This window comes from Streptomyces sp. NPDC101225, from assembly GCF_044767585.1.
Lineage (GTDB): Bacteria > Actinomycetota > Actinomycetes > Streptomycetales > Streptomycetaceae > Streptomyces.
This window is the reverse complement of record NZ_JBIWOE010000031.1, coordinates 83403-98806: the sequence shown is the minus strand read 5'-3', so window position 1 is coordinate 98806 and position 15404 is coordinate 83403. Positions and strand designations below refer to the sequence as shown.

The window sequence follows — 15404 nt, the reverse complement described above, 5'->3', positions numbered from 1 at the left end:
CTGCCGTAAGGCGGTGATCAGCGCGTCAGCGGCGGAGGCGGGTCCTGCGGGGCGTCCCCGGGCTCGTCCCGGACGACCTCGCCCTGGACGACCTTGCCGTCGGGGCGGTGGATGCGCGCCTGCTGGAAGGCGTCGCCGAACCCGCCCGGCCGGGCCTCGCGCAGCCTGCGGTCGAGGGTGCGCCCGGTGAGGCGGCCGAGGGCCTTCTGGACCGGGGGGATCAGCAGGAGCAGTCCCACCGCGTCCGAGATCAGGCCCGGGATCATCAGCAGCAGACCGCCCAGCATCATCAGGCCGTTGCCACCACTGCTCTCGCTCTGCGGGGTGCCGCCGCGCTGCAGCGCCTCGTTGAGGCTCTGGAAGGCCCGGCGTCCCGCCTTCTTGATCACCGCCGCGCCGGCCACGAACCCGGCGAGCAGCAGCAGGAAGACGGTCAGCCCGTTCGACGCGCCCGCGACCACGGTCAGCAGCCAGATCTCCAGCACCAGCCAGGCCGCCACACCCAGCGGCAGGAAGGTCCGCAGCCGGGAGCGCCTCGGCCGGGCGGGATGGGTGGGGGTCGGAGCACCAGTCGTCATGCATCCAGTGTGCCTGGGCCCGGCTCAGTCCGGGATAAGCGCATGATCAACCGGTCCCGTGACACGAGGGGGACGCGGCGGCCGCTCAGCCCTTGCGGCCGCGGCCGGTGACCTTGTCGACCCGCTCCCCCACGCCCCACGCCGTGACCCGCCACAGGGCCTCGACGAGGATGTCGCGGCTCATCTTCGAATCGCCGAGTTCGCGCTCGACGAAGGTGATCGGCACCTCGACCACGTGGTAGCCGGCCCTGACCGCGCGGCGGGCGAGGTCGACCTGGAAGCAGTAGCCCTGGGAGGCGACCTGGTCGAGGCCGAGTCCCTCCAGCGTCTCGCGCCGGAAGGCGCGGTAGCCGCCGGTGATGTCGCGCAGCGGAAGGTCGAGGGCCAGGCGCGAGTAGAGGCTGCCGCCGCGGGAGATGATCTCGCGGCTCCGGGGCCAGTTCACCACGCGGCCGCCGGGCACCCAGCGGGAGCCGAGGACCAGGTCCGCGCTCTTGAGCGCGGTGAGCAGGCGCGGCAGTTCCTCCGGCTGGTGCGAGCCGTCGGCGTCCATCTCGACGAGGACTCCGTAACCGTTGTCCAGGCCCCAGCGGAAACCCGCGAGGTAGGCGGCGCCGAGGCCCTCCTTGCCCTTGCGGTGCAGCACCTGGACGTGGTCGTCCCCGACCGCCAGTTCGTCCGCGAGCTTGCCCGTGCCGTCGGGGCTGTTGTCGTCGGCCACGAGGACGTGCGCCTCGGGGACGGCCTCGCGCACCCGGCCGACGATGGACTTGATGTTCTCCGCCTCGTTGTAGGTCGGGATGATCACCAAGGCCGTGCCGAGCGGGCCGAACTTCCTCCCCGGGGACTGTGCCGCGAGGGTCCCGTCGCCGTCGTTCACTACTGCCCCTTCAAGTCCGTCGCAGACGTCCACCATAGTGGCCACGGCCTGCGATGACGTGACAGCTCGTTCGTATCGTGGTGTCGATTCCCCAAGAGCGGGGTAAGAACGCGTATTCGGGCGGGTTTGCGCCTGCGGATGGGGGCCCGGCGCCCTTCGGGCCGACCTGGGATCCGCTGGCTGCGGATCGACCGAAAGCCGTTGTCTACTGAGCGCCCGGGCCCCACCCGGGTCACACCTCCCCGGCCGGCCGGAACGTTCCCTCGTCGCGCGCGGGCGCTGAGCCTGGCTCCCAGTGGCGGTGCTCCGGTACGGCGCACCGTCCCTGACCCAGCGGCGCTGCGACTGGCGCGAAGAAGTTCCCCGGTCGGGCGTCCGGTGGTGGACTCGGCCGAACCTACCGGCCCCCTGCCATCGGCTGTCAACAGTCGTTTGACCTGCGAGTCTTTCGTCAAAGTCCTGGTCAGGGCCGAGGACACGCAGGTCGTACGACGCCGTGCCGGGCCCTGTTCGGCGCGGCGCCACCCCGGGAGATCACTCGCCCGGCCCTACGAAGACGGTCCGTCCGCCGACCACCGTGCGCAGACAGACGGGCAGGTCACGGCCGGGGGCGAGGTCGGGCAGGCCGGGGGTGCCGGAGCGGGGGTCGGTGGACCAGCGGGCGACCCGGTCGTCCGGAGCCTGGACCACCAGTTCGCCGGTGTGCCACACGGCGTAGTCGGCCGGCGCGCCGGGCACCAGGACGCCCGCGTCGTCCCGCCCGATCGCCCGCCAGCCCCCGCGGGTGTGGGCGGTGAACGCGGCGCGCACGGAGACCCGGTGCTCGGGAGTGCGGTGGAAGGCGGCGGCGCGGACCGTGCTCCAGGGGTCGAGCGGCGTGACCGGGCTGTCGGAGCCGAAGGCGAGCGGGACACCCGCCTTGAGCAGGGCCGCGAAGGGGTTGAGGGTACGGGCCCGGTCCACGCCCAGACGCCGGGCGTACATGCCGTCCTCGCCGCCCCACAGCGCGTCGAAGGCGGGCTGGACGGAGGCGGTCAGTCCCAGCTCGGCGAAGGCCGCGACGGTCTGCGGGGTGAGCATCTCGGCGTGCTCGACACGGTGCCGTGCGGCGCGGACGCGGGCCGGTCCGATCTTCTCGGCGGCGGCGCGCACGCCCTCGGCGACCGTGCTGACCGCGGCGTCGCCGATGGCGTGGAAGCCCGCCTGGAGCCCGGCCTCGGTGCAGGCCGTGACGTGGGCGGCCACGGCGGCGGCGTCCAGGTAGGCGGTGCCGGTGTGGCCGGCGTCGGCGTACGGCGTGTGCAGGCAGGCGGTGTGCGAGCCGAGGGCGCCGTCGACGAAGAGGTCGCCGGCCGCGCCCACGGCACCCAGCTCGCGCGCCTTCTGCACGTCCCGCTCCGCCCAGTAGCCGACGACCCGCGGGGTCGCCTCGTCGGCCGCCAGGCGCAGAAGGGCCGTGAAGTCGTCCTCGGAGGAGATGTCCGGGCCGGCGCACTCGTGGACCGAGCCGATGCCGAGGGAGGCCGCGTGGGCGAGCGCGGCGCGCTGGGCCTCGGCGCGCTGGGCCGGCGTCACGGCCGCGAACGCGGCGGCGCGTACGGCGTGGTGGGCGCCGGCGGTCAGCGGACCGTCGCCGGACTCCGCGCCCAGGCCGGGCGCGAGGTCCAGCAGGGAGGTCGTGACGACCGCCGAGTGGACGTCGATCCGGGAGAGATAGAGGGGGCGGCCGCCGGCGGCCTCGTCCAGTTCCGCGCGCGTCGGGGGGCGGCCGCCGGGCCAGCGGGAGGCGTCCCAGCCGTGCCCGAGCAGGACCGTGTCCCGCGGCCGGGCCGCGGCGAAGTCCCGCACGCGGGCGAGTGCCGTCTCCAGGGAAGGGGCGTCCGAGAGGTCGAGGCCGGTGAGGGCGAGACCGGTGGACGTGGTGTGCACATGGGCGTCGGTGAACGCCGGGGTGACGAGGGCGCCGTCGAGGTCGACGACCTCGTCGACCCCCTCGGCGAAGGCGTCGGCGGCGCCCTCGGAGCCGACCCAGGCGACCTGGCCGCGCTCCACGACCATCGCGGTCGCGAACGGGTCGGCGGGGCTGTGTACCTCTCCACGGCGGAGCAGGACGGTTCTCGGCTCGGGGGTGCGCGTGCTCATGACCGACAGTTTCTCGCGCCCCGGCGGCGGGCCCGCACCTGGGGCTCGCCTGCCGGGTCCCCCGGCGGGGCGGCGCGCCTCAGACGCGCGGCGGACGCGCCTCGTACGGCGTCGACAGGACCACCGTCGTGCGTGTGGAGACACCCGCCAGCGACCGCAGCCGGGCCAGCAGCTCCTCCAGTTCGTGCGGGGTCGCCACCCGGACCTTGAGGATGTAGTTCTCGTCGCCCGCGACGCTGTGGCAGGCCTCGATCTCGGGGACGCCGGCCAGGCGGTCGGCGATGTCGTCGGGGGCGCTGGGGTCGAACGGCTTCACCGAGATGAAGGCGGTCATGGGCAGCCCGACGGCTTCGGGGTCGACCACCGCGGCATAGCCGCGGATGACGCCACGCTGTTCCAGCCGGCGCACCCGCTGGTGCACGGCCGACGTGGACAGGCCCGTGGCCTTGCCCAGGTCTGTGTAGCTCATCCGCCCGTCCTTGACGAGCAGCTGCACGATCTGACGATCCAGCTCCTCCATGGCGCAAGAACCTACAGTGCGCCTGACCTCCCGGGATACCTCGGCAGCATGGCTCATGCCCGGTCTGTGACGTGGCCGGGGCCGGCGGTGAGCCGTCCCGGCGACACCCGGGCAGGCATCTGCGGGCGGCATGTGACGAACGCCACAGCCGACGGGGCCGCTCCGTGATGCTCTCGTGATTACCGCCGTGACGGGGCGGGAAGTGCTTGCTGTGGTCGAGGCCGCAGTGCCTGAACGGCCCAGCCCGAGGGGGAGAACCCATGAAGAGTCTTAAGCGCCCTGGCCGTACCGCGCCCAAGCGCCTCCAGGCGGTCACCGAGCCCGATCCGGAGGGCGTCGAACCGGACGACTTCGACGAGGAGTTGGACGCGTACGACACCTTCGAGATGTACCGGGTGATCTGCCCGGACTGCGCGCAGCCCATCGCGCTGCTGGCGGACGAGGAGATCCTGCCGGAGCACGCGCTGTGTGCCTCGCCGTGGAACCCGTTCGGCCTGACGGTGTGCGCCGGCACGGGCCGCAGGGCCACCGAGGCACGGGCCGCGGACGCGTCCTTCCGGCCCCAGGAGCAGGACACCGCGCTGCTGCTGACGCTCCCTCAGGGGCTCGACTGGCGGACGCAGCCGTTCTCGCACGTCGGCGGACCGGGCTCGCGCCCGATCCGGGTCCCCGTGCTGCGCGGCCAGGCCGCCTGAGCGCCCTCGCTCAATCCCAGTAGCTGCCCTGCACCATGGCCCGCAGACTGCCGTGGTGCAGGATCAGCGTGTCCGGGTCCGCCGGGACGGCCGCCTCGCCGAAGTGCACCTGCCGGTAGGCGATCCGCAGCATGACGATCGCGTGCCGCAGCGCGGCGTAGAGGGTGTGGAAGTCCATGTCGCGCGGTGTGTGGCCGGTGAGGCGGGCGTAGCGGGCCTCCACGCGATCGCGGCGCAGGAAGTCCGGCAGCCCCGGCCGGCCGAAGGCGCTCGTCAGGTCCTGGAAGAAGCGGTGCAGGTAGACGGTCCAGCCGAGGTCGACCTCGCGCGGGGCCAGGGCGGCCATCTCCCAGTCCAGGACGGCGACGGGCTCGAAGCCGTCGTAGACGACGTTGCCGATGCGCGCGTCGCCCCAGTTGAGCACCGGCGGGCCCGGGTCGCGCGGCCACAGCTCCTCCAGCCGGTCGAACGCCGCCTCGATGAGGGGTGAGCGGGCGCGCGTGTCGACGACCCACTCGTAGTAGGCGCGCTGGGCGGTGACATGCCGGCGCAGGGCGTCGCCCTCGCCCGGGAGGGCGAGGAACGCGGCCTCGGCGGGCGGCACTTGGTCGTGCAGCCGGGCCAGCAGCCCGATCGAGGCGGCCTCCAGCCGCCCGCGCTCGGCGTCACTGGCGGCGTGCAGCCAGTTGCCCTCGTAGGTGTAGGGCATCACGTCGGGCGGCACGCGGCCCTGGGCCCGCTCCATCACGAAGAACGGCGCTCCGAGCGGACCGGGGTCCTCCTCCAGCCACAGCAGCCGCGGCACGGGCAGGTCCGAGTGCTCCGCCACCACGCGCATCGTGCGGTACTGGCGCGGCATGTCGTACACCGGGAAGACGGTGTACGCGGCCGGGTCCGCCGCGAGCCGCAGCGCGCAGGCGCGCGCCGGGGGCCCGGGGTGCTCGATCTCGAAGAGCAGGGTCTCGCTGGACATGCCGTTGGACTCGGGGACGGCCGTCCTGACCGCACGGGCGCCGGGCAGGCGGGCGTCGAGCCAGGCGGTCAGGCGGCGGGCGGTCTCCTCGGGGTCGCGGGTTGCCCCGCGCGCGCGAAGCCGCGCCCGGGGTGGGGTGGTGGTACGAGGCCGGGGTGTCTTGGCCATGACGCGAACCCCCTACGGTGCGACCGATGTGAAGTCCGTGAAGCCGCTCGGGTCGTGCCGCCCGAACGAGCCGTGTTCGAAGATGCCGTACCCGGTGCGGCCGTCCAGGCGGAAGCGCGCGGCGTGGTCGGTGACGCCGTAGGCGGCCAGGCCGTGCGGCCGGCTCAGGTCGTAGGTGCGCCGGTCCGTCCAGCCGGGGCCGCGCCAGGTGCCGTGCTGCCAGTCGTCGGCCGGCGGGTAGCCGGCGCCGACGGCCAGCGGGGAGGAGGTGAGGATCTCGGCCTGAAGCTCCCGGGGCTCGCGGACGTCGCCCAGGTGGACGAGGGCGCGGACGGGCTCGCGGGTGCCGGGGCGGTAGCTGATCTCGGCCTGCGGCCAGCCGAGTTGGCGGTCGCGGTGGCCGGGGCGGACCAGGGTGGCGTCGTTCAGGGAGCGGTAGCCGTCCGCGTCCTCCTGGACGATCACCATCAGGAAGCGGTCCTCGAAGCGCACCGGGCACCACAGCCAGTGGAAGCCCTCGGTCGGATGCGCGTCGGCCAGGCGGCCGCCCTCCTCCCCCGGTATGGGCCGCACCCCCCAGCTGCGGTCACGGGTGCCGGTCCACCCGCCGGACGTGACCCGGAACTCCTCACCGCCGGCCCGGACGACCCCCGCCACCGTGCCCGCCTGCACGAAACGGCGCCCTTCCAGGGTGAGCCGGCCGCCCCGGCGCTGGAGGTGGTGGGGCTCCCACAGGGCCGGGAACCCGGCGGTCCAGGTGAGGTCGTACGAGAGCGCGTCGTCGTCGGCGACCAGCCGCAGCCGTCGCAGGGGCTGCTCCACCTCGATCCTGAGCGGGCCCACGGCCAGCTTCGTGCGGTCGTCGCCGAGGGCGTCCGAGGCGCGCAGCGCGTGCAAGGTGTCCCCGGTCCGCAGGGTCGCGTACGCGTCGATCACACCGACGTTGGGGTACACGCCGAGGCCCACGACGAGCAGCGCGCGTCCCTCGTGGTCGAGGACGTGGAAGATGCAGCGGTCGTAGGCGTTCCGGTCTCCGGTCGCCACGTGCTTCATGGAGAGCGGGACCTGGTGCACGGGGTACTCGTCGAGCGGTACGGGGCGGTCGTCGGCCACGCCAAACCTCCCTGGGGACACCTGACCTGACGGTACGTCAGACGGTCGGCGGTGACCAGGGCAGCGGCGGTACGTCCGCGAACTCACGCTCGATTCCGCGGAAAGGTGACCTGCCGCCCGTCTCCGCGTTGCCCTGGTATGACCCCCACCTACTCCGCCATCGGGCGTCAGCGCCGTGTGTTCGTGCCGCCTCCCACAGGAACGGTTCCGCCCGCGCCGCCGCAGCCGCAGGACCCGCCGATCTACCGCGACCTGATGCGCGTCTGGGCCGACCGGGGCCGCACGCTGCCGGGCCGCCACGACCCGGAGTGGGTCAGGCTGGCGGCCCCGCAGGTCGCGACGGGTGAGTTCAGCGGGTTTCCGGACCCGCGAGGTGACGCGCGATGACCATCCGCTGGATCTGGTTGGTGCCCTCGACGATCTGCAGCACCTTGGCCTCGCGCATGTAGCGCTCGACCGGGAAGTCCGCGGTGTAGCCGTATCCACCGAGGATCTGCACGGCGTCGGTCGTCACCTTCATCGCGGTGTCCGTGCAGTGCAGCTTGGCCATGGCCGCCTGCTTGGCGAACGGCCGCCCGGCGTCCCGCAGCCGCGCCGCCGCGAGATACAGCGCCCGGCCCGCCTCGACCTGGGTCGCCATGTCGGCGAGCATGAAGCGCAGCCCCTGGAAGTCGGCGATGGGGCGCCCGAACTGGCGCCGCCCGGTGGCGTAGTCGACCGCCTCGTCGAGCGCGGCCTGGGCGAGCCCGATGGCGCAGGCGGCGATGCCGAGCCGGCCGGAGTCCAGCGCGGACAGGGCGATCGCGAAGCCCTGGCCCTCCTCTCCGACCCGCCGCTCGTCCGGCACGCGCACTCCGTCGAGGTGGACCTGCGCGGTCGGTGAGCCCTTCATGCCCATCTTCTTCTCGGGGGCCGCACCGCTGAGCCCCTCGGCGTCTCCGCGCACCAGGAAGGCGGAGATCCCGCGCGGGCCGTCCTCGCCGGTGCGGGCCATGACCGTGTAGAAGTCGGCGATGCCGCCGTGCGTGATCCACGCCTTCGTGCCCGTGAGCACCCACGCGTCACCGTCCCGCACGGCCTTCGTGCGCAGCGACGCGGCGTCGGATCCGGAGGACGGCTCGGACAGGCAGTAGGCGCCCAGCAGGCCGCCGCCCAGCATCTCGGGCAGGTGCTCGACCTGCTGCTGCTTGGTGCCGTAGGTGGCGAGCGCGTAGGTGGCCAGTGTGTGCACGCTGACGCCGAGGCCCACGGTGAGACGGGCCGCGGCGAGTTCCTCCAGGACCTGGAGGTAGACCTCGTAGGGCTGGTCGCCGCCGCCGTACTCGGAGTCGTACGGCAGGCCGAGCAGTCCGGACCGGGACAGGAGCGTGAAGACCTCGCGCGGGAAGCGGCCGGCTTCCTCCTCCTCGGCAGCCTTGGGCGCGATCTCGCGCTGGGCGATGTCACGGACGAGCGAGATCAGATCCCGGGCCTCGTCCGTGGGCAGTTGACGGTCCACCGGCTGCGGGGCGCGGTCGGGCATGTCGACGCTCTCCTCCCTGTTTCGGGCACATCGGCGGATGCGCGCCTTGGGTGGGGGCGGCTCCGCCGGGTCGTACTGAGGCCGGGCCGATGCTCCGCCTCCGGGTCTCGGAAGCTGCTGACCAGCGGCTGTGCGCTGTGAGTATGCCCGATCGGAGACGGCCCGTCACCAGTTAACGACCGCTTACTTCAAGAATATCCCGACCCCCGCCGAACCGCCGCGCACTCCCCGTGCGATTGGTCCGCACCATCGACCGAAGTGGTCTAGTCCTCCTGCTGCCGCGCAGTACGTCGACTGGTACAACCCGATGACGTACGACTACTTCGGCGCCTGGGACGCGGCCGGGCCGACGGCCCCGCACTCGCCGCTGACCTCCTCCGGCATCCCCAGGGCCGCCTTCGACACCTCGTCGACCATCGCCAGGCTCAAGGGCCTCGGCATACCGGCGTCCAAACTGCTGCTCGGCATCGGCTTCTACGGCCGCGGCTGGACGGGCGTCACGCAGTCGGCCCCCGGCGGCTCCGCGACGCGTCCGGCCGCGGGGACGTACGAGCAGGGCATCGACGACTACAAGGTGCTGAAGTCCACGTGCCCGGCGACCGGCACGGTGGGCGGCACCGCGTACGCCAAGTGCGGCAACGACTGGTGGAGTTACGACACCCCGGCCACCATCGGCAGGAAGAGGACGTACAAGAACCGGCAGGGGCTCGGCGGCACGTTCTTCTGGGAGCTGAGCGGCGACACCGCGAACGGCGAACTGATCACGGCGATCAACCGACCGCGGCGGTGCGGTGACCGGGGGCGGCGGTGCGGGAGCCTCCGCCCCCGGTCACGAGTCCCGGCGGGCCGCGGCGGGCGCGGGGTAGGACGGGTCCAGTTCCTCCACGGCCCGCATGGCGCCGCCGAGCGTCTTGACCAGGAGTTCGCGCATCTGCTCACGGGAGATGCGGGGGCGGTCGATCCAGTCGAGCGTGGCGCCCTCGACGCTGCACACCCAGGCGAGCAGGCCCATGCGGGCGAGTGGGCTGATGTCCGTGCGGCCGTAGGCCCCTTCGGCGACGGTCGCGATGATCGCCTCGCGCACCCCGTCGCGGATCGCGTGCACCTCGGCGTCGAAGCCGACGCCGCCGCTGACGATCGCGCGGAACGCCGCCTGGTTGTGCTCGGCGTAGCGCAGATAGCTCTCCATGGTGCGGTGGACCCGGTCCACCTGCTCCAGTTCGACACCGCTCGCCGCATAGGTGACCAGGTCCGCGACGGAGTCCTGGATGATCGCCAGGTAGTAGCCGCGCTTGGACTGGAAGTAGTAGTAGATCAGCCCCTTGGCGACATGCGCCTGCCGCGCGATGTCGTCCATGGAGAGCGTGTCGTAGGACGTGTCGGCGAACAACTTCCGCCCGATGGAGATGAGTTCGGCGCGACGCGCCAGCGAGCGCTCGGTACCGCGCGCCCGGGGGCGGGTGGCCTCGCTCTGTTGGCTGATCTTCAATTTCGACCCTGGTCTCCAGCGGGCGGCGGGACCACCGCAGTATGTCAGAACAACCGCGCCCACTCGTTCGAGTCCGATCGACGGGCGGGCCCCGGGAGACCTGCCGGGGGTACGGGTCGGATCACAGCAGACCCAGCTGGACGACGAGCATCGCGACGGCCACGACGAGCGTCCAGCCCATGACGTGCTCGAAGATCTTCGGGCCGTCGTCCTTGGGGCCGCCGGTACGGGTGCGGGTGGCGGTGGCCGAGTGTGCGGTCATGGTGTCTCGCTGTGGTCGGGTATGTGGTGGAATCCCCCCTCTGCCCGTCCACCTTGCCACCGTGAACGGCGTTTGCGGCCGAGACCTTCGTCACACGGGAAAGGCCCCGGTCCCCCGGGGCCTTCGCACGGTGCGGGACGGGTCAGCGGACGCCGACCGCCGCGAGCGCCTTGCACTGGCGGGCCGTGGGACGGGCCGGGAAGTACAGGTAGCAGACGCCGCCGGTGCCGGAGACGACCTTGCCGCCGGCGTTGTGGCGCTTGGTGCGCAGCCAGATGTTCTCCCACTCGCGCCGCCGGTAGACGCGGCGCACCGCGTCGTCGCTCGGCGAGGCCGGGTCGTTGGCGATCACGTCGCCGTCGGCGGTGAAGCCGATGACCGTCATCAGGTGTCCCGAGGTGCCGTACCCCGCCCCCGTCAGCTCCTCCTCGAGGAACGACTGGGACGTGATGGCCGGGATGCCGGCCGCGATCAGCGTCTCCAGGTCGGTGAGCGAGCCGAGGCGGGTGACCACGCCCTGCAGTCCCTGGTACGTCGCCGCGTAGGCCGCGTTGAACGGCCAGTTGCCGCAGCCCCCGTACTGGTAGTCGTAGGTGAAGCGGGCGGCGTGGTCGACCTGGGGGTCGGCGTAGCTCGGGTCCACCCAGGACAGCTGCTCGGGGGTGAGCCGGCCGCCCCAGTACTCGATGATCATCTGGGAGGAGGTGGGGCTGCACCAGGCCTCGCCGCCGTTGTCGTACTCGGGGTACTGGCCCTGGTGGATCTCCTGCGAGAAGCGCGGCACGTTCAGTTCCTGGGCCAGGCCCGGCGTCGAGGCCGGGACCGTGAAGCGGTCCGGGATGTCGGAGCCCATCGCGCCGAGCCGCCACACGGTGGGTGTGAGCCTGGTGCCGGGCTTGCGGTAGAGGGTGAGGCGGAGGCGGTAGGCGACCAGGCGCAGGCCCGTCGTCGCGTCGTCGATCGCGAAGGTGTCCGTCCAGATCGTGCTCCTGCCGTCGGTCTGGTCGTCCACCGAGGTCCGCTTGATGTCCTGGTCGCCGGCCGCCCAGCGCCCCATCACGTACCAGGGGGTGCGGGTGCCGTCGGAGTACGTGCCGTGCAGTTCGACCTGGAGCCAGGTGCCGGCCGGGGTGTGCGCGTTCCAGGAGGCGATCACCTCGGTGGCGGGGACGTGGAGCCGGTGGACGGGGGACGTCCAGGTCGCGTACTCCCACGGGGCGGTGGTGCCGGTGTGCGGGTCCGTGTAGTCGGTCGTGCCGTCGGGGGCGGCGATCACCACGCCGGGCCGGGCGCCGGCGACGGCGCGGACGCCCTTCGAGGTGCCGCTGCGCCAGTCGTGATGGGTGGTCCAGGCGCGGTAGTCGACCGGTCGGGCCGGGGCCTCGGCGGCCTCGGCGACGCCTGCGGTGACCGTGGGGCCCACCACTGCCGCGGCGACCGCGGCGGCCAGGACGGTTCTGCGGGACGGCTTTTCGGCTCTGCTCATGGGCGGAATGACCCCCAGGTGTCCGAGTCGGTGCGAGTCCGAAGGCGGCGCTGCGCCGCGCCGCCGTGCTGCGTGTGCGCCAACTATGGCCGCAGGTGGGATGTCCTGCCAGCACTTCGGCCCGCGCCACGCCCATCAATATTGGTCTGGACCACTGGCGTGACCTGCTGCACCGTGCGGCCCGGCGCCCGGCGCCCGGCGACCCGCGGGGGCACGCCGGGCACCGGCGCTCAGATCAGGTCCATCGCCGCGACCTCGTCGGGGCGGCCGTAGCTGACCGGTCCCTGGAAGCGGCGGCGGGCGGTGGCGAACCACCAGACCGTGGCGACGATCAGGACGACGGCGAGCGCGATCGGCGCGTAGTTGAAGGAGTCGACGGTGATCGGCGATGCCTGCGGCAGCATGAACAGCAGGCTGCTGAGCAGGATCCACGTCACCGCGACCACGCCCACCGGGCGCCCCCAGCGTCCCAGGTTCCACGGGCCCGCCTGGAACTCGTCGCCCAGCCGCAGCCGCAGGAAGATGGGCACGCCATAGGCGAGGAAGAGCCCGACGACGTTGACGCTGACGATCGCGGTGAACGCCGTGTGCGACCACCAGCCGGGCAGGACGAGTGCCAGCGAGCAGCCGACCGCGAGCCAGACCGCGTTGACGGGCGTGCGGGTGCGCGGGGAGACGGTGTGCCACCAGCGGGAGCCGGGCATCGCGCCGTCGCGGGAGAAGGCGAAGATCTGCCGGGTGTTGCTGGTGAGATTCGCCAGTCCGCAGAAGAGCATCGCGCCGATCACGATGAGCAGCAGCACCTTGGCGGTGGTGAGGCCGAGTCCGTCCAGCAGAATCTGGACGGGCGGAGCGGAGGCGCTCGCCACGTGGCCGTAGTCGTGAATGCTGTAGACCAGTGCGAGCATGAGGATCAGCCCGGTGATCGCCGAGTATCCGATCGCCCGCGTGATCCCCTTCGGGGCGTTGACCGTGGCACGCACCGTTTCCTCGGACATGTGGAAGCTGCCGTCGAAGCCGGTGAAGGTCCAGCTGGTGACGAGCAGGCCGAGCATGCCGGCGTAAAGCCCGCTCGTGAAACCGGTGTTGTTCGTGAAATGTGTGACGAAGGACGCCGAACGGTGCTGATCGGGACCGGCGGTCAGGGCGGTCACGATCACCACGAGACCGATCAGCAGCCACCACACGGAGATCCGGTTGAGCAGGGCGACCAGCTGGACGGTGTAGGTGTTGGCCAGGCCCTGGAGCACGATGATCACGGCCGTGATCAGCACCGTCCGGTGGGCGGTCGGCACGTACGAGGACCATTGCAGGGCGACGAAGGCCTGGAGGAACGTGGCGGCGGCGTAGCCGGTGGCCGCCGTGCCGCCTATCTGGCCCACGAAGTTCAGCCAGCCCGTGTACCAGGACCAGGCGCCCCGGTGCCGTCGGGCGAGTTTACCGGCGGAGAAATACAGCGCACCGCTCGTCGGATAGGCGGAGGCGACTTCCGCCATCGCGAGACCGACGAAGAGCACCATGACGGATACACCGATCCAGCCGAACACCAGAATGCGGGGCCCGCCGGCATTCAGGCCGAATCCGAAACTCGAAAAGATTCCCGAGATGATGTTGATGATGGTGAACGAGATGGCGAAATTGTCGAACGCCTGGAAGCGGCGGGTGAGTTTCCTCGGATAACCCATCGCGTGGAGCGTGGCGTCGTCGTCCAGCTCGGTCGGTTCTGCCGTGCGTTCTGACACGTGCGCCCTTTCTCTACGGGGGGACGGGGAGGCCGCAGGCGCGGCGGGCCCGGGACAGCTGCTCGGCCGGCTCACCGAAGGCGGACCAGGGCATCCGGGAGGCGTACGGCCCCGCCGCCGTGAAGACCGCGCGCGCCTCGAACTCGCACTTGCCCATGACCAGCGCGTGCGCGAGGTAGGCCAGGTCGAGCACCGGGGTGAAGCGGTAGCCGGCGGCCGCGGGCAGCCAGTTCTGGTAGATCGCGAGGGCGGTGGAGCGCCACTGCGGCTGCTCCCACACGCTGTCGGCGAGCAGCTGGGTCGGGTTGTAGCTCTCGACGAGGGCGACGAGCGGCAGCAGCCGCAGCGGGGAGTCGGCGGGGGCCCGCTGGCCGAGGAAGGCGGCGACGTCCCAGGCGGCGTTCACCGGGCCGCCGTTGCGGCTGAAGAAGCAGGCCAGGAAGCGGTGATGGGCCTCGCGGTGCCACGGGTCGAGGGAGAGGACGTGCGCGAACAGCCGCCAGGGTCCGGGCGGCGCGGTGAGCAGTCCCCGCGGTGCGGGGTCGCTCAGCCGGTGCAGCCGCGCCATGGCCAGCCGGGCCGCCCAGGGCGTGGGATCCCCCGGGTTCGCCGCGGCCGCCCGGTCGCAGGCCGCGAGCGCGATCCGCTCCAGCGCCCCGGCCCGCTCGTCGCGTGTGTCGGCCGCGCGCACCGCCCGCAGCACCGCCACCCGCGCCCACAGCAGCGCCGCCTCGGGACCCGGCTCCTCGTCCAGCCAGCGCTCGGTCAGGTCGGAGTCGGCGGCCTCCGAGGCGAGCACCAGCGAGCGGTGGGCCCGCAGCCCCGCGTCCCCGCGTGTTTCGGCGAGGGCTTCGCGGGCACTGCGGTAGCGGCCGGCCCGTACGTCCACGCACACGCCGGCGAGCAGGCGGTCGTCCGCCGCCGGATGCCACACGTACTGCCCCTCGAATAACCCGGCGGCCATCTGCTCCTGTCTCCCCGTACGGCGCCTCGCAGTTGCGCTCCTGTACCTTACTCAGCAGGGGGCTCAACCGGAACGCGGTTTTCGACATGGCGTGCCGCAGTGGTCGGACCGTAATAAGGACGTTCGACCACCGGACGAAAACTTGTTTAATTCCGCACTATTCATGGCCGGCCCATTCGCCCCGATTTCGCCCCCCGCTAGAATGTTCCCGCCGAATATGCCCAGCCCCCGCCGCCCGAGGAAACCGCCATTCACGAGCTCGCCGCCCGGCTCCGCCGCCTTCCGCCGTCCTGCGGCCCGGTCCGCCTGATCGGTGTCGACGGGCACGCCGGCTCCGGGAAGTCCACCTTCGCCGGACGGCTGGCCCGCGCGCTCGACGGCGCGCCCGTGCTGCGCCTCGACGACATCGCCAGCCACGACGAGCTGTTCGCGTGGACCGGCCGGCTGACGGCCCAGGTGATCGAGCCGTTCGGCCGCGGCGAGAGCGCCCGCTACGCCCCCTATGACTGGCGCGCCCGCGGCTTCGGGCCGCCCCGCACCCTGCCGCCCGCACCGGTGGTCCTGATCGAGGGCGTCGGCGCGGGCCGCCGCGCGCTGCGCCCGCATCTCGCCGCCCTGCTGTGGATGGAGCTGCCGCAGGAGGAGTCCTGGACACGGGGACGGCAGCGGGACGGGGAGGAGCAGCGGGAGTTCTGGGCCGGGTGGGTCGGGGCGGAACGACGACACTTCGCCGAAGACCCCTCACGGGCGTTCGCGGACCTCCTGGTGCGCCAGACGGAGAAGGGATACGAGGTGCTCCCGGGGCCCGCGAAGACCTTTGGACCGGACCAGTCACTCACGCAGGGTGACGGACCATCGGCAATGTGCTGA

Annotated in this window: 14 protein-coding genes and 1 pseudogene; 3 read left to right on the top strand and 12 right to left on the bottom strand. The window is 72.4% G+C overall.

Features of this window, described 5'->3' with window-relative positions; translation table 11 throughout:
• Nucleotides 1–17: 17 nt before the first annotated feature.
• The 4 genes from fxsA to ACIRPX_RS33220 form a co-directional block, all read right to left on the bottom strand.
• On the bottom strand, nucleotides 18–578 hold the full coding sequence (fxsA, locus tag ACIRPX_RS33235; RefSeq protein ID WP_404202204.1) for an FxsA family membrane protein: 561 nt from the start codon (nucleotides 576–578) through the stop codon (nucleotides 18–20).
• Between the two features lie 85 nt (nucleotides 579–663).
• Nucleotides 664–1458, bottom strand: a complete 795-nt coding sequence (locus ACIRPX_RS33230) for a polyprenol monophosphomannose synthase (RefSeq protein ID WP_404202202.1) — start codon at nucleotides 1456–1458, stop codon at nucleotides 664–666.
• A gap of 534 nt (nucleotides 1459–1992) precedes the next feature.
• Complete coding sequence (locus ACIRPX_RS33225; protein ID WP_404202200.1) at nucleotides 1993–3600, bottom strand: amidohydrolase; 1608 nt, start codon at nucleotides 3598–3600, stop codon at nucleotides 1993–1995.
• A gap of 79 nt (nucleotides 3601–3679) precedes the next feature.
• On the bottom strand, nucleotides 3680–4120 hold the full coding sequence (locus ACIRPX_RS33220) for an Lrp/AsnC family transcriptional regulator (RefSeq protein WP_016434164.1): 441 nt from the start codon (nucleotides 4118–4120) through the stop codon (nucleotides 3680–3682).
• A gap of 260 nt (nucleotides 4121–4380) precedes the next feature.
• On the opposite strand from ACIRPX_RS33220, the gene ACIRPX_RS33215 reads away from it, so the two are divergent.
• Nucleotides 4381–4815, top strand: coding sequence for a hypothetical protein (locus tag ACIRPX_RS33215; protein ID WP_404202198.1), 435 nt, complete (start codon nucleotides 4381–4383; stop codon nucleotides 4813–4815).
• A 10-nt stretch (nucleotides 4816–4825) separates the two neighbouring features.
• On the opposite strand, the gene ACIRPX_RS33210 is transcribed toward ACIRPX_RS33215, so the two are convergent.
• The 3 genes from ACIRPX_RS33210 to ACIRPX_RS33200 all read right to left on the bottom strand — a co-directional run bounded on the left by ACIRPX_RS33210 (nucleotide 4826) and on the right by ACIRPX_RS33200 (nucleotide 8591).
• Nucleotides 4826–5956: a phosphotransferase family protein gene (locus tag ACIRPX_RS33210; protein ID WP_404202196.1), complete on the bottom strand. Its 1131-nt coding sequence runs from the start codon at nucleotides 5954–5956 to the stop codon at nucleotides 4826–4828.
• Between the two features lie 12 nt (nucleotides 5957–5968).
• Entirely contained in the window at nucleotides 5969–7069 is a 1101-nt protein-coding gene (locus tag ACIRPX_RS33205; protein ID WP_404202194.1) for a hypothetical protein, read from the bottom strand.
• 349 nt (nucleotides 7070–7418) lie between these two features.
• Nucleotides 7419–8591 (bottom strand): acyl-CoA dehydrogenase family protein, encoded by a 1173-nt coding sequence (locus tag ACIRPX_RS33200; protein WP_404202192.1) that lies wholly within the window; start codon nucleotides 8589–8591, stop codon nucleotides 7419–7421.
• Nucleotides 8592–8868: 277 nt separating this feature from the next.
• Between ACIRPX_RS33200 and ACIRPX_RS33195 the strand changes: the two are divergent.
• Nucleotides 8869–9366: pseudogene (locus ACIRPX_RS33195) on the top strand (glycosyl hydrolase family 18 protein); the annotation flags it as partial.
• 54 nt (nucleotides 9367–9420) lie between these two features.
• On the opposite strand, the gene ACIRPX_RS33190 reads toward ACIRPX_RS33195, so the two are convergent.
• From ACIRPX_RS33190 to ACIRPX_RS33170, 5 genes are all read right to left on the bottom strand, one after another.
• Nucleotides 9421–10080: a TetR/AcrR family transcriptional regulator gene (locus ACIRPX_RS33190; protein ID WP_404202190.1), complete on the bottom strand. Its 660-nt coding sequence runs from the start codon at nucleotides 10078–10080 to the stop codon at nucleotides 9421–9423.
• A gap of 121 nt (nucleotides 10081–10201) precedes the next feature.
• Entirely contained in the window at nucleotides 10202–10342 is a 141-nt protein-coding gene (locus tag ACIRPX_RS33185) for an SCO1431 family membrane protein (RefSeq protein ID WP_404202189.1), read from the bottom strand.
• A 142-nt stretch (nucleotides 10343–10484) separates the two neighbouring features.
• On the bottom strand, nucleotides 10485–11828 hold the full coding sequence (locus ACIRPX_RS33180; RefSeq protein WP_404202188.1) for a peptidase C39 family protein: 1344 nt from the start codon (nucleotides 11826–11828) through the stop codon (nucleotides 10485–10487).
• A 230-nt stretch (nucleotides 11829–12058) separates the two neighbouring features.
• Nucleotides 12059–13513: an amino acid permease gene (locus ACIRPX_RS33175; RefSeq protein WP_404202234.1), complete on the bottom strand. Its 1455-nt coding sequence runs from the start codon at nucleotides 13511–13513 to the stop codon at nucleotides 12059–12061.
• Nucleotides 13514–13583: 70 nt separating this feature from the next.
• Nucleotides 13584–14534: a hypothetical protein gene (locus ACIRPX_RS33170; RefSeq protein ID WP_404202186.1), complete on the bottom strand. Its 951-nt coding sequence runs from the start codon at nucleotides 14532–14534 to the stop codon at nucleotides 13584–13586.
• Nucleotides 14535–14783: 249 nt separating this feature from the next.
• Between ACIRPX_RS33170 and ACIRPX_RS33165 the strand changes: the two genes are divergently transcribed.
• A complete protein-coding gene (locus ACIRPX_RS33165) occupies nucleotides 14784–15404 on the top strand; it encodes a uridine kinase (RefSeq protein ID WP_404202232.1) in 621 nt (206 codons plus the stop codon).

Bases quoted from the DNA above. Each gene is read 5' to 3' on its own strand.
- ACIRPX_RS33210 (WP_404202196.1), bottom strand. From the start codon at position 5,956: ATGGCCAAGACACCCCGGCCTCGTACCACCACCCCACCCCGGGCGCGG.
- ACIRPX_RS33170 (WP_404202186.1), bottom strand. From the start codon at position 14,534: ATGGCCGCCGGGTTATTCGAGGGGCAGTACGTGTGGCATCCGGCGGCG.
- ACIRPX_RS33180 (WP_404202188.1), bottom strand. From the start codon at position 11,828: ATGAGCAGAGCCGAAAAGCCGTCCCGCAGAACCGTCCTGGCCGCCGCG.
- ACIRPX_RS33225 (WP_404202200.1), bottom strand. From the start codon at position 3,600: ATGAGCACGCGCACCCCCGAGCCGAGAACCGTCCTGCTCCGCCGTGGA.
- ACIRPX_RS33220 (WP_016434164.1), bottom strand. From the start codon at position 4,120: ATGGAGGAGCTGGATCGTCAGATCGTGCAGCTGCTCGTCAAGGACGGG.
- fxsA (WP_404202204.1), bottom strand. From the start codon at position 578: ATGACGACTGGTGCTCCGACCCCCACCCATCCCGCCCGGCCGAGGCGC.
- ACIRPX_RS33215 (WP_404202198.1), top strand. From the start codon at position 4,381: ATGAAGAGTCTTAAGCGCCCTGGCCGTACCGCGCCCAAGCGCCTCCAG.
- ACIRPX_RS33185 (WP_404202189.1), bottom strand. From the start codon at position 10,342: ATGACCGCACACTCGGCCACCGCCACCCGCACCCGTACCGGCGGCCCC.
- ACIRPX_RS33200 (WP_404202192.1), bottom strand. From the start codon at position 8,591: ATGCCCGACCGCGCCCCGCAGCCGGTGGACCGTCAACTGCCCACGGAC.
- ACIRPX_RS33175 (WP_404202234.1), bottom strand. From the start codon at position 13,513: ATGGGTTATCCGAGGAAACTCACCCGCCGCTTCCAGGCGTTCGACAAT.